This window comes from Bacillus sp. SN1 (assembly GCF_002796895.1).
Taxonomy (GTDB): domain Bacteria; phylum Bacillota; class Bacilli; order Bacillales; family Bacillaceae; genus Bacillus; species Bacillus inaquosorum.
Genome location: NZ_PHIE01000002.1, coordinates 17,798 through 30,906, shown reverse-complemented (window position 1 = coordinate 30,906; position 13,109 = coordinate 17,798). Strand labels below are relative to the sequence as shown.

The window sequence follows — 13,109 nt, the reverse complement described above, 5'->3', positions numbered from 1 at the left end:
CTATATATTTGCATAAATTGGTCTATTAATCTACTGTTTTGGAAATCTTTTAAGCACAATGAACATAAAAAGTGTGAAATTAGTTCTCCCATCTAGTGATTTGAACTCTGTCGCCAATGAACCAAGATACTTATAATATTCACAAGAGGGGAATTTTCAGTCTTTTCTTACTACTCAAAAGGGGGTTTTTTATGAATACGATCTTTAAACAGAAAAATACACATCCTTTCTCAAACGCAGCGAATCGTTTAGACCGCCTTCCGATTTCGCGTGTTCACTTCCAAGTATTAACCGCTCTCGGCATTGTTTATTTCTTTGATCTTGCAGATTTATTTACCCTCAGCAATGTAGCGCCGGCACTGATCGAGCATTGGGGCATTCCGCTTTCAACCATCGCCAATGTAACGGCGGCTTCGTTTTTAGGCATGTTTTTAGGCGCATCCCTGGGAGGAAGGCTGTCTGATCGAATTGGCCGAAAAAAAGCCTTAAATCTATTTGTGTTCGTTTTCTCAATCGCATCGCTATGCAATGCAACCGCATGGGACATCCCGTCTTTAATGACTTTCCGTTTTCTCACCGGGTTTGGTGTCGCAGCCGCCATGGTCATTACCAATAGCTATTTGGCGGAATTTTTCCCTTCAAGTGTCCGCGGAAAATATATTTCTTTCTGTGCCATGATTGGATTGATCGGCGTTCCGATCACCAATATTGTGTCTGCCTTTGTCATTCCGCTCGGTTCATGGGGATGGAGACTTGTATTTGTATGGGGTGCCGTCGGCCTTATTTATTTTTTCTTTATCCGCCGGCTGGAAGAGTCACCCCGTTGGCACGAAACTCGCGGTGAATATGCGAAAGCCGATGCGATCCTCAATCGAATTGAGGCGCAGGTTGAACAGGAGAAAGGCCCGCTTCCGGCACCAGCTCAGCCCAAAACAAGCGATACCGTTCAGCAGCACGCGGGTTACGCAGGGTTATTGAAAGGAAGAAACCTCAAAATCACCATCGTTTTATCTGCTGTATGGATTTTTGAAACGTTTGGATTTTACGGATTTGCCTCATGGGTTCCAAGCCTGCTAAAAAGCAATGGCGTCACAATGGAAAATACATTGTGGTATAACGTACTGCACTCCGTCGGTGCTCCTCTTGGCGCATTGTTTGGTTCGATGATTTCTGAAAAATTTCAAAGAAAATGGATTTTAGCCGCCAGCGCGTTTTTGACGGCCATCGCCGGTCTCTTATATGGCATGACTTTTATTCCGATCATGATCATTGTGTTTGGTTTTATCGTCAATATCACGGAACGGGTTTTCACCTCGAACTTATACGCTTATACGTCAGAACCTTATCCGACTGAATACCGCTCGTCTGGCAGCGGTTTAGCCTATGGCCTCGGCCGCTTTTCAAACATTTTCGGCTCCTTGCTCGTCGGGTTTATCGCCGTTCAGCTCGGCTATGTCAGCGTCTTCTTATTTATCGGCGGCTGCTGGCTCGCATGCTCCGTGCTGTTAATCTGCTTCGGCCCTAACACGAATGCGAAGCAAATTTAAAAAAAGTCAGTGCGGATCTGCCGCACTGATCTCATTACAATTCCTTCAACATCCTCGCAGGGTTTCCGTGATGTCAAATTGTAATCTCAATCAAATTTCCTTCATCATCTTCAATCACACTTTCATAGTAGCCGTCTCCTGTTGTCCTCGGGCCGTTTACTACTGCGAAACCATCCTTCTTCAATCGATCAGTCAGTTCATCAACCTTCTCCCGGCTTCCAACAGAAAAGGCAATGTGCGACCAGCCTGTCATCGTTTGTGAAGGCGGATCAGTCACATTTCCTTTTTTCATAATTTCCAGCCTTGCTCCGGAATCAAACGTAATAAAATAAGACTTAAAATCTTTTTTCTCATTATGATACAAATCATTCGCTTTGCCATTAAAATACGTTTCATAAAAAGCCTTCATTCGCTCTAAATCTTTGACCCAGATCGCTGTATGTTCAATCCGCATTTCTTCCTCCTCCTTCACCTTCAATGAAGTTATAAGGTATGAAATGCATTTCAGTTCAAGCTTTTTTCTCGAATTGATGCTGAATTTTTATATCAATGGGTTCATCCTGCAAAAATAGAGAGAATGCTGCGATGCCGAGCTGCTCAAGATTCAAATCAAGCGACGGAAAACCAAGAACACGGCTGATAGAAGAATTCCCCTCTCCAATGATTTCAACATCCCATTTATTCTTTTGGGCAAATACATGAATTCCAGCTGCCACTTCATCACTATTTGCATAGATAGCCGTTGGAACCCCTCCGCTCGTATAAAAGTGCTCAGCTGCCCGCTCACCGTCATTCATATCGTTGCAACCGGACAGCATATGACGGTCTTCCAGGCTCCCGCAGACGGCTTTATAGGCCGCAGCTTTGTCAGCCGTGCTCGGACTCCTGTCGGCTTCTCTGACACACGTAAAAGCGATATTCTCATGTCCGCGGCTCTTTAAATAGCGAAAGCTTTCTGCATAAGCAGCTCTTCTGTCGTTGTACGCACATGGGATACCAATGTCTCCAGTATCCTCACAAGCGATGATCGGCCCATACTCCTGATATGCTAAAATGCTGTCCCAGTCATTGGCGCGGGATGTAATAATGAGACCGTCTATTTTCTTTGTTTTTAACAGCTCAAAATATTTGATTTCAATAGCGGGGTTATAATTGGTGGGGAGGAGGGTCGTTGCATACTCTTGCTGAAAAGCCGCCTTAGTGATCCCGTTTACGATTTTATCGAAGCAGGGATGATCGCTATAAGGCAGAATCACACCGACCGTATGGGTTTTCCCGCGAATGAGATCGATTGCGGTTCGATTTGGTATGTAATCTAATTCCTTCATGACTTGATGAACAAGTTTTCTCTTTTCTTCAGACACATACGGATGATGATTCAATACACGCGAAACAGTCGAAACAGATACATTTGCCAGTCTTGCAATCTCTTTTATGTTTGCCATCTCTTTCTCCTTTTTCATATAAAAAAGCAGTAAGTGTAAATTCCTTACTGCTATCTCATCATATATTGATCATAAGTTCAACAGGACAATGGTCGGAACCCATGACATCCGCTGATATGCTGGCATCCTCAATCTGATCCTTAAGCCTTTCGGACACAACAAAATAATCGATGCGCCATCCGATATTTCTGTCCCGGGCACCGGCACGATACGACCACCACGAATAAGCACCTTCAAGATCAGGATAGACGTGACGGAATGAGTCAATAAAGCCAGCTTCTAAGAAACGAGTGAATGCCCCTCTTTCTTGATCAGAAAATCCAGCGTTATTCCGGTTTGCCTTTGGATTTTTCAAATCGATCTCCTGATGAGCTACATTCAAATCGCCGCATAAAATGACCGGTTTTTTCTGATCCAATTCAAGAATATAAGATAATAAAGCCTCTTCCCATTGCATGCGGTAATCGATCCGCTCCAAACCTCTTTTCGCATTGGGCGTGTAAACGGTCATCACAAACATGTTTTCAAATTCCAGCGTAATCACTCTGCCTTCTTGGTCATGCTCTTCTATTCCGATACCGTACATGACACGCTGCGGCTCTTGTTTTGAAAAAACAGCCGTGCCGGAATATCCTTTTTTCACTGCATAATTCCAATACACAAGATAGCCTTCAGGCTGGAGATCAACCTGGCCGTCCTGTATCTTTGTTTCCTGAAGACATATAATATCTGCATCCTCTTCCTTCAGATAAGAGAGGAAATCCATTTTTCTCATGACAGCCCGCAGGCCGTTTACATTCCAAGAAATCAGCTTCATGTTTCATCCCCCTATAAAAAAGAGCAAGAACCCGAAGGTCCTTGCTCTTTACGTATAAGCTTACTCACCGCTTACGTACGGAAGTAAAGCCATTTGACGAGCGCGTTTGATCGCTGCAGTCAATTTACGTTGGTATTTAGCGTTTGTTCCAGTTACACGACGTGGTAAAATTTTACCGCGCTCAGAAACAAACTTTTTAAGAAGATCTACATCTTTGTAGTCGATGTGCGTGATACCGTTAGAAGTGAAATAACACACTTTACGGCGTTTCGCACGACCGCCTCTGCGTCCTCCTGCCATTGTCATTTCCCTCCTTTCTTTTTCATTTTAGGTGATAATCTCATTAGAATGGAAGATCGTCATCCGAGATGTCAATCGGTTTGCCGTCGTTGGCAAATGGGTCATCATTAAAGCTGTTCCCCTGATTGCGTCTCTGGTTGTTTTGATTTCCCCCGAATGGATTATCATTTTGGCCTCCGCCAAAGTACTGGCCTCCGCCGCTATTTCCTTCGTTGTATCCACCTGAACCAGAACCGCCGCCGTTTTTCGGCTCAAGAAATTGAACACTTTCAGCTTGGACCTCAGTCACGAAGACACGCTGTCCTTGCTGGTTTTCATAGTTTCTTGTTTGTAAACGGCCATCTACGCCTGCAAGACTTCCTTTTTTTAGGAAATTCGCAACGTTTTCGGCTTGTCTTCTCCAAGTGACACAATTAATGAAATCGGCCTCACGTTCTCCGGACTGGTTCGTAAATGTACGATTCACAGCAAGAGTAAACGTAGCAACAGCCGCACCGTTTGGCGTATAACGAAGCTCTGGGTCTTTTGTCAGTCTTCCGACTAATACAACTCGGTTAAGCATAAGAAAGACCACCTTTTACCATTATATATTTCAAAATTGCTTATTCTTCTTCTTTAACAACAATGTGGCGAATGATATCGTCACTGATCTTAGCTAGACGGTCAAATTCTTGAACTGCCGCAGCGTCAGATTGAACGTTTACGATTTGGTAGAAACCGTCGCGGAAATCGTTGATTTCGTAAGCAAGACGACGTTTACCCCAATCCTTTGTTCCAGTGATCTCCGCACCGTTAGAAGTCAGAACGTTGTTGAAACGCTCGATAACTGCTTTTTTAGACTCATCGTCAATGTTTGGGCGGATAATGTACATAACTTCGTACTTTCTCATCTGTTTGCACCTCCTTTTGGACTAAGCGGCCCATAATGGGCAAGGAGCAATAATTCTATTACTCACAATTTTATATTATACCAAAGCTCTTGTCCCTTTACAACTGCATCCTATACATTAAATCGGAAATGAATAACATCTCCGTCTTTGACCACATACTCTTTTCCTTCAAGACGGACTTTTCCTGCTTCTTTGGCTCCTGCCATGCCGCCGCCCGCAAGAAGATCCTCATAAGCAACAGTTTCAGCACGAATGAAGCCGCGCTCAAAGTCACTATGAATAATTCCTGCACATTCTGGGGCTTTCATGCCTTTTTTGAATGTCCAAGCTCTGACTTCCTGTTCTCCGGCTGTGAAATATGTTGCAAGGCCAAGAAGGGAGTAAGACGCTTTGATCAGCTGATCAAGACCTGATTCTTCAATGCCCAGCTCTTCCAGGAACATTTGCTTTTCTTCGCCTTCAAGCTCAGCGATTTCCGATTCGATTTTCGCACACACAACGATAACTTCCGCGTTTTCACCGGCAGCGTACTCGCGAATCTTCGCTACATTTTCATTGCCAGACGGATCAGCCACTTCATCTTCACTTACGTTCGCCACGTACAAAATAGGCTTCGAAGTCAGTAAATGAAGCTGTTTCACAAGCTTTTGCTGCTCTTCAGTAAACTCAACAGAACGAGCAGGCTTTTCATTCTCAAACGCTTCTTTCAGTTTAGACAGAATCTCAAACTCAAATACAGCGTCTTTATCTTTTTGCTTCGCAAGTTTGCTGACGCGTGTAATCCGCTTTTCAACCGTTTCCATATCAGCGAGGATCAGCTCAAGGTTGATTGTTTCAATATCATCGATTGGATCAACTTTTCCGGAAACGTGTGTAATGTTGTCATCAGAAAAAGCGCGGACAACGTGGCAAATCGCGTCAACCTGGCGAATGTGAGAAAGGAATTTATTGCCGAGACCTTCTCCTTTAGATGCGCCTTTTACAATCCCTGCAATATCAGTGAATTCAAAAGCAGTCGGCACAGTCTTCTTCGGTTTGACCAGCTCAGTCAGCTTTTGCAGACGTTCGTCCGGTACTTCTACAATCCCTACGTTCGGATCAATCGTACAGAACGGGTAGTTGGCTGATTCAGCACCGGCCTGTGTAATTGCGTTAAATAGTGTTGATTTCCCGACGTTTGGCAAACCAACAATTCCAGCTGTTAAAGCCATTCTTTCATCTCCTCTATATAAAACCGTCATTGTATAAACGTATTTTGAACCTAGAGCAATTATAAGGAGGTTCACTGGAAAAGACAAGCTGACAAAACTGCATTTTCAGCCTGCCAAGCCCTTTGATTATGCTTTTTTCAAGCCTACTAAACAGTCAAAAAGCGTACTTCCCATTCCATTATCGGAATTTGTATCATTTGTCAGTGCATTGACTGAACCTCCAAAAGCCGCCCACATGCCTTCATCTATATTAATCGTCTTCAGGTGAGCCTGCTTCATCACTTTCACCTTGCCCGTCAAGCGCCCGCGGTCATTAAAGATAGCAACCTCGTCTCCGTCCTGAAGATTCTGCTCAGCCGCTATATCCGGAGAAATATCCACTTGAATATGTTGAAGCTTTTCAATAAACGGCACATGCTGAGAATGATTAGAACGCTGGGGATGAATGGACAAAAGCGTGTAAGGATACTTTTCAGCTAACTCCTCATTATGGAAAACAGATTCTTCGGGCACGTTTAATTGAAGCAAGCCGCTCAATCCTTTTTCCTCAGCTAACGACGAAGTAAATTCAAATTTTCCGCTCGGCGTCAAAAACTTATAATCATCCCACGGCACCTGCTTAACTGGAAGAGGGAGGTGGCCTTTTTCTTTCAATCGCTCTAGTGTCACATCCTCTGCTTCCAATGAAGAAAGCCCCATCTCCAAAAATTCTTCAGTACTGTATTCAAACAGCTCGCCAAATCCAAGGCGTTTTGCAAGCTCTGACCAGATCCAGCTGTCCGGCTTCGCTTCACCCTGCGGCTCCACAAGCTTCTTCCCGTACTGCACATAATGATGATACATACTAGAATAATAGATATCCTCTTCTTCAAAAACAGTGCCAGTCGGCAGCACATAATCACACAGTTTTGCCGTATCTGTCATGATAGAATCAATCGCCACCGTCATCGGCACGTTTTCAAACGCTTGTCTTACTTTATTGGTATTCGGCACCTGAGTCAGCGGATTTCCGCACGTCACGATAATCATCTCAATCGCTGGATCAGCAGCCGTCAACACCTCTTCAGCCTGTGTCATCATTGAAAATGAGCGTGATGCTGTTTTAAATTCCGGCAGCGTAAGCTTCGTTTTTGCAAAGCTCTCACCGATCTGAACGTTACCGAAATTCGCGCCGCCGCCTTTAATTCCAACATTTCCGCTTGCCGCAACAAGTGCATCAATCCAGCGAATCGTTTCGCCGCCGTTTTTATATCGCTGCATGCCAAGCCCCATAAAAGTAGACACCGGGCCGTCAGCATACAAACCGGCCAGATACTCCAGCTCCTCCATAGAAGCTTCTGTTTTCACAATAAACTCTTCTAAGGAAACGGTGTTCAAAAGCTCTTTTACATCATCGAAACCCACAGAGTGCTCAGAAATAAACGTCTCATCCGTTCTTCCTGTCTCAATCAGAACCTTCAAAACAGCTGCCGCAAGCCAGCCGTCCATTCCCGGTTTTACAGAGATATAGTGGTCTGCAAGCTTGGCAGTCGGGTTGAAGATCGGATCAATCACTGTAAGCGTGGCACCCTTTTTCTTCACCTGCTGCAAATGATGGTATAAGTGCATATTCGTTCTGGATACATTTCTTCCCCACACCACAACATGATTGCTGTTGTAAATATCAAGGGGGCCGTGCCCGTACGAACGGCCGAAATCCCAGCTTTGCGCCTCGATACCGGAGCCCCAGCATATGCTTCCGACGATTTCAGTCACGCCGCCATATCCATTAAAAAAACGCTGATCTAGCGCTTTTAACAAACCGTTATTCGCATAATCATGGCTGTGCAAAACAGCAGTCGTTTCTGACGTTTCCTTGATCTCCCGAAGCTTATCGGCAATTTCATCAAGCGCCTGCTCCCAGGAAATCCGCACAAACTCGCCGTTTTGTTTTTTCATCGGATAGCGAAGCCGCTCAGGCGAATTTGTTTTTGTCTCAAGCATTCTGCCGCGGCCGCAGATTTTTCCTTCCGTAATCGGATGGTTTGGATCTCCGTCCACTTTTGTTACCTTTCCGTCTTCAACAGTCACCAAAAAACCGCAGCTGTCCCAGCAATTCAGCGGACATGCTGACTGATGCACTTTGCTCATCGCCGTCTTCTCCTTACCTACTATATGAAAAAGCATGAGTGCAGGCCTTTTTACGAAGTAGGCTCCTCATGCTTGACTAGTACTTTTTTTAGTTTTCTTTCAAATTCTTTTCTTGGAATCATTACACTGTGAGAGCATCCCTCACACTTAATTCGAATATCCATTCCCATGCGTATAATTTTCCAGCTGTTCGCTCCGCATGGATGCGGTTTTTTCATTTCTACGATATCATTCAGGCCAAAGTCTTTATCCGCCAAGACCCTTCACCTCTTTTCATAAACTGCTGTATCTATTGTACAAAAAAACTGATCATAAGAGCAATCAAGATATCCGAAAAGAAAGATATCCTCTTATTTCCATTTACTTAAAATAGGATATAACAGCAGACAAACTAACAAATATAAATTCAGCATCCCGTATATCGGGTACAAGAACGCGATTAAATCAGAAAATCCGAAAGAAGTAAAAGGCACCATCAACGCTAACAGAATCAACACAATCATCCATCTCGGCATATGAACAAACGCCATCAGCCGGCTGGACAGCCCCAGCAAACCAGCTACCGTCGTCGTGTAAATCGCCAGGCACAGCACCGCCGTCATACATAAAAAAAGGAAATAAGGCGCCCCCTCCAGAACGGCAAACAACGGTATTTCAAACTGAGAAAGGGAGCCCGCCAGCTCCACTAACGTTTCATTATAAACAAAAGAGATTACGCCAAAAATAAGTCCGCTTGCCACACTTGCGATTTTCGCTTCCCCGAGTCCTTTCATTTCTTTCCCAACGGAGGATAAAATCGCGACAACTGAAAGGATATTTAAAGAGGTAAACGTAATGCTCGCAGGCCAGTTATACTGCCGAGTCAAATCTATCGTCCATGTATGGTGATGGGTGCTCTGAAAGGAGATCAGCGCATACAGCAGCCCCGCTACTAAAACAGGTATTAAAAAACCATTTACTGATAATATTCCTTTCACATCCCAGAAAAACAAGCACACTGTCACGATGCAAATCAGCGCGATTCCCCACCAGAAAGGAAGCTTGTACATTTGCAGGGTCACACCGCCTCCGGCAATCATCACCATAGTCGTCGAAAACAAATAAAAAACGATGAGGACATCATAAATTTTCGCCAGCCATGGTCCCATCAAATGTTCCAGAACCGGCAGAAAATGAGTGGATTGAACCTTAAAACTGATTTTCATCACAATATAAGACGAAAAAATGAACATGATTGTAAACAGCACAATAGCAAGTCCGCTTTCCGCCCCAAAAAACTGCCATATCTCCTGACCGCTCGCATATCCGGCCCCGATCAGGCTCCCTAATATGAGCAGCATCCACTTCATTCCGGCTCTCCACAACATCATCACCTCATAGCACAGAGTTCAGCTTGTTCCTGTTATTGTTACTATATAAATAACAGAAAGCAAAAATGCCATATTTTCATAGACATTGACCACAAGGTGAAATTATCATACGAAATACACATAAAAAAAGACTGCCAATGCAGGCAGTCGAAAACGCGATATTAATTTGTTCGCGTAAATAAGGAATGAACCTCATTCTTCACTTGTTCTAACAATCCTTTGTATGCATCTTCATCCAGATACCCGATGCCGCCGAAAAATAAATGTCCGGCAGCCAACCATTCATACCCTCTATCTCAAAAAATATCCAGTGTCATGCACAAAGCATAAAAGATCCCACTGCTGGATATACTGTAAACAACCTTACATATCTACATACACCATAGCTATTCTGTTACCTACTATAACAAGGAAGTGAAACCTATGAATCGAAAAGGCGGGCTTTTTTCCTCTCAGGAACGAGTAAAGCAATATGTTTCACATACAGATGCAGCTGCAGCAAAACAAATCCAAACCATCCTTTCATCATCCTTACGTAAAGCTGCCGGCAAACCAATTGTCGTGGTTTGTATCGGAACAGACCGTTCAACCGGTGATTCATTAGGCCCGCTCGTAGGAATGAAACTCAAACAGATGCAGCTCACCAGATTTCATGTCTATGGCACCTTATCTGACCCAGTCCATGCTGTGAATATGAAAGATAAAATCAATGACATTCAAAAATTACATAAAAATCCATTTATTATAGCAGTCGATGCATGCTTAGGACGCGTCAAAAGTGTAGGATCGTTTCAAATCGGAGACGGGCCATTAAAGCCCGGAGCCGGAGTGCAAAAAGACCTGCCTGAAGTAGGAGATCTTCATATTAACGGAATTGTGAATGTAAGTGGTTTTATGGAATACTTTGTTTTACAAAATACAAGGCTGCACTTGGTCATGAATATGGCAAATGTTCTTGCTGAAGGATTGAGTTTAACAGATCGAACAGAGTGGAGGCAGGAACGCCTTAGCCCGCTGCAACGGCTCACTGGGCGAATATAAAACAAAAACCATCTTCGCTGGAAAGATGGTTTCTTTATTTACAATTCACGTTCAGACAATAGCTCTAAAATCCGATCAAGATCTTCATTAGAGAAAAATTCAATTTCGATTTTGCCTTTTTTCTTTTGTCTTTTAATATTAACTGTTGTTCCAAAATAATTTTGGAGATAGGATTCCCGTTCTTTTAGAACTGCGTCTTTCACGGGTTCTTTTTTCTTTGTTTCACGTGGAACATTCTGATTTAACTGCTGAATCAGCTGCTCAAGCTGACGAACATTGAGCTGCTCTGCAATGACCTTTTGTACAAGCGGTTCAAGCTTATTTTTGTTTTTCAGGCCAAGAAGCGTGCGTCCATGCCCCATAGAAAGCGTACCTTCGGCAATAAGCTGTTGAATGTTTTCTGGCAATGTCAGCAATCTTAAATGATTCGCAATATGCGGTCTGCTTTTGCCAAGACGTTTGGCAAGCTGTTCTTGTGTGAGATCTAAGTGCTTCAGCAAAGAGTCATAGGCCTGAGCCTCTTCAAGCGGCGATAAATCTTCACGCTGAAGATTTTCCAGTAAAGCAATTTCTCTCATTAATGCCTCTGATAATTCACGAACAATCGCCGGAACCGTGTCTAAACCCGCTAGCTTTGCCGCACGAAAACGCCGTTCACCCGCAACAATATCATAGCCTTTTAAGGATTTTCTGACGATAAGCGGCTGGAGAATGCCATGCTGCAGCACGGATTCTTTTAGTTCAGCTAATGCCTCGTCATCAAAGTGTTTTCTTGGCTGATAAGGATTAGGGCGTAAATCGGCAACTTTAATTTCTTCAACAGTCTCTTCAGACAAATCGACCTGATTAAACAACGCATTAATCCCTTTTCCAAGGCCTTTAGCCATTCGCAGCCACTTCCTTTGCTAAATCTAAATATACTTCCGCACCTCTTGACCGCGGATCGTATAAAATGATGGGTTTTCCGTGACTCGGTGCCTCGCTCAGACGGACATTACGCGGAATAACCGTCTTATATACTTTATCTCTAAAATATTTTTTAACCTCTTCAATCACTTGAATGCCGAGATTGGTCCGGGCATCAAGCATTGTCAGCAATACTCCTTCAATCATTAAATCAGTATTCAAATGCTTTTGCACAAGGCGTACTGTATTTAATAACTGGCTGAGCCCCTCTAAGGCGTAATATTCGCACTGTACAGGAATCACAACGGAATCTGAGGCAGTAAGCGCGTTAATCGTCAGCAGCCCCAATGACGGCGGACAATCAATGATAATATAATCATAATTCTGCTTTACTGCTTCAAGCGCCCTCTTCAGCCTCACTTCTCTTGAAATCGTCGGAACCAGCTCGATTTCAGCTCCAGCAAGCTGAATCGTCGCAGGAATCACGTCCAAGTTTTCTACTGTCGTTGCTTTAATAATATCTATTACATCTGCATCATCTACTAAAATATCGTACACACACTGCTCTACATCGGCTTTTTCAATCCCTAATCCGCTTGTCGCATTTCCCTGCGGATCAATATCTACCAGCAGAACCCTTTTCCCTATGTAAGCCAAACATGCCCCAAGGTTGACAGACGTCGTTGTTTTGCCGACTCCGCCTTTTTGGTTCGTAATTGCTATGATTTTTCCCACGATGTCACCTACTTTCACATGAACATGTACTATCTTGCTTCTATTCTATCAAAAAAAGATTAAAGCGTTTCATTTTTTTCATCATTTTGTTCCAATTCAGAAAGGAAATAATTGAAAATTCAAGCACGCTATATGCTTTCTCTTATAAATTCTACAATTTCTATGTTTTTTTGACTTAAAAAAGGAATTTCTTAAAGAAAAAAAGAAGAAGTTACAGTGCAGAACGTACAGGACGGTGAGAATATGGTTTATAAAACAAAAAGAGATATACCCGTTACGCTGATGATTGTGTTTCTCATATTACTGATACAAGCGGATGCCATTGTTCCTTTTGTACTGGGAAATGTAAGGGTTTTAGGCTGGATCATTTTTGCTCTGCTGACTCTTTTAAATGTGCTCATCATTTGGAGCTTTATTGACCTGAAATATGTATTGAAGGAGCACCACCTGATCATTAAAGCCGGACTGATCAAACATCAAATTCCTTACGGAAAAATCGAAAAAGTGGTTCAAAAAAAGAAGCTGTGGTCAGGTTTTCGTCTGATCGGCTCTCGTCATGCCATCACGATATATTATCAGGGGGGATGGGGACATGCAGTGATTTCACCGCAAAATACTGAAGAATTTATCCACAAGCTCGAAGAAAAGAATTCTAATATAATAATATTCAGCAAAAGTAATTAATTTCCTTTTACCACAAGCACAAAAAGCTCTCCT

General features: G+C 43.3%; 15 protein-coding genes. 3 read left to right on the top strand and 12 right to left on the bottom strand.

The window, feature by feature from the left end; translation table 11 throughout:
- The first annotated feature begins 191 nt into the window (after window positions 1–191).
- The gene (locus CVV77_RS08845; RefSeq protein WP_100275178.1) at window positions 192–1,547 is read left to right on the top strand and encodes an MFS transporter; all 1,356 of its coding nucleotides are present in this window, start codon (window positions 192–194) and stop codon (window positions 1,545–1,547) included.
- 73 nt (window positions 1,548–1,620) lie between these two features.
- Here the strand turns inward: CVV77_RS08845 and CVV77_RS08840 are convergent, their stop codons facing one another.
- The 10 genes from CVV77_RS08840 to CVV77_RS08795 form a co-directional block, all read right to left on the bottom strand.
- Complete coding sequence (locus tag CVV77_RS08840; RefSeq protein ID WP_100275177.1) at window positions 1,621–2,001, bottom strand: VOC family protein; 381 nt, start codon at window positions 1,999–2,001, stop codon at window positions 1,621–1,623.
- Between the two features lie 55 nt (window positions 2,002–2,056).
- Complete coding sequence (locus CVV77_RS08835) at window positions 2,057–2,992, bottom strand: transcriptional regulator CcpB (RefSeq protein WP_100275176.1); 936 nt, start codon at window positions 2,990–2,992, stop codon at window positions 2,057–2,059.
- A 58-nt stretch (window positions 2,993–3,050) separates the two neighbouring features.
- Window positions 3,051–3,809: an exodeoxyribonuclease III gene (xth, locus tag CVV77_RS08830; RefSeq protein WP_100275175.1), complete on the bottom strand. Its 759-nt coding sequence runs from the start codon at window positions 3,807–3,809 to the stop codon at window positions 3,051–3,053.
- Between the two features lie 60 nt (window positions 3,810–3,869).
- Window positions 3,870–4,109 carry a 30S ribosomal protein S18 gene (gene rpsR / locus CVV77_RS08825; protein WP_003219224.1) on the bottom strand — a complete coding sequence of 80 codons (240 nt, stop codon included), beginning with the start codon at window positions 4,107–4,109 and terminating at the stop codon, window positions 3,870–3,872.
- A 43-nt stretch (window positions 4,110–4,152) separates the two neighbouring features.
- Window positions 4,153–4,671: a single-stranded DNA-binding protein SsbA gene (gene ssbA, locus CVV77_RS08820; RefSeq protein ID WP_003219228.1), complete on the bottom strand. Its 519-nt coding sequence runs from the start codon at window positions 4,669–4,671 to the stop codon at window positions 4,153–4,155.
- Window positions 4,672–4,711: 40 nt separating this feature from the next.
- On the bottom strand, window positions 4,712–4,999 hold the full coding sequence (gene rpsF / locus CVV77_RS08815; protein WP_003236622.1) for a 30S ribosomal protein S6: 288 nt from the start codon (window positions 4,997–4,999) through the stop codon (window positions 4,712–4,714).
- A 110-nt stretch (window positions 5,000–5,109) separates the two neighbouring features.
- Window positions 5,110–6,210: a redox-regulated ATPase YchF gene (gene ychF / locus CVV77_RS08810; RefSeq protein WP_003236624.1), complete on the bottom strand. Its 1,101-nt coding sequence runs from the start codon at window positions 6,208–6,210 to the stop codon at window positions 5,110–5,112.
- Between the two features lie 126 nt (window positions 6,211–6,336).
- Complete coding sequence (locus CVV77_RS08805) at window positions 6,337–8,340, bottom strand: molybdopterin-dependent oxidoreductase (RefSeq protein WP_100275174.1); 2,004 nt, start codon at window positions 8,338–8,340, stop codon at window positions 6,337–6,339.
- A gap of 50 nt (window positions 8,341–8,390) precedes the next feature.
- A complete protein-coding gene (locus CVV77_RS08800; RefSeq protein WP_003219236.1) occupies window positions 8,391–8,597 on the bottom strand; it encodes a DUF951 domain-containing protein in 207 nt (68 codons plus the stop codon).
- Between the two features lie 93 nt (window positions 8,598–8,690).
- Window positions 8,691–9,707: a YkvI family membrane protein gene (locus tag CVV77_RS08795; RefSeq protein ID WP_019260047.1), complete on the bottom strand. Its 1,017-nt coding sequence runs from the start codon at window positions 9,705–9,707 to the stop codon at window positions 8,691–8,693.
- 426 nt (window positions 9,708–10,133) lie between these two features.
- Here CVV77_RS08795 and yyaC point away from each other — a divergent pair, with 426 nt between their 5' ends.
- Window positions 10,134–10,751 carry a spore protease YyaC gene (yyaC, locus tag CVV77_RS08790; RefSeq protein ID WP_084992270.1) on the top strand — a complete coding sequence of 206 codons (618 nt, stop codon included), beginning with the start codon at window positions 10,134–10,136 and terminating at the stop codon, window positions 10,749–10,751.
- A gap of 38 nt (window positions 10,752–10,789) precedes the next feature.
- Here the strand turns inward: yyaC and spo0J are convergent, their stop codons facing one another.
- Entirely contained in the window at window positions 10,790–11,638 is an 849-nt protein-coding gene (gene spo0J / locus CVV77_RS08785; RefSeq protein ID WP_088111690.1) for a stage 0 sporulation protein Spo0J, read from the bottom strand.
- Window positions 11,631–12,392 (bottom strand): sporulation initiation inhibitor protein Soj, encoded by a 762-nt coding sequence (gene soj / locus CVV77_RS08780; protein WP_003219244.1) that lies wholly within the window; start codon window positions 12,390–12,392, stop codon window positions 11,631–11,633. Before soj ends, spo0J begins: the two co-directional genes overlap by 8 nt.
- Window positions 12,393–12,635: 243 nt before the next feature.
- Here soj and CVV77_RS08775 point away from each other — a divergent pair, with 243 nt between their 5' ends.
- Window positions 12,636–13,076: a PH domain-containing protein gene (locus CVV77_RS08775; protein WP_100275173.1), complete on the top strand. Its 441-nt coding sequence runs from the start codon at window positions 12,636–12,638 to the stop codon at window positions 13,074–13,076.
- Window positions 13,077–13,109 lie beyond the last annotated feature (33 nt).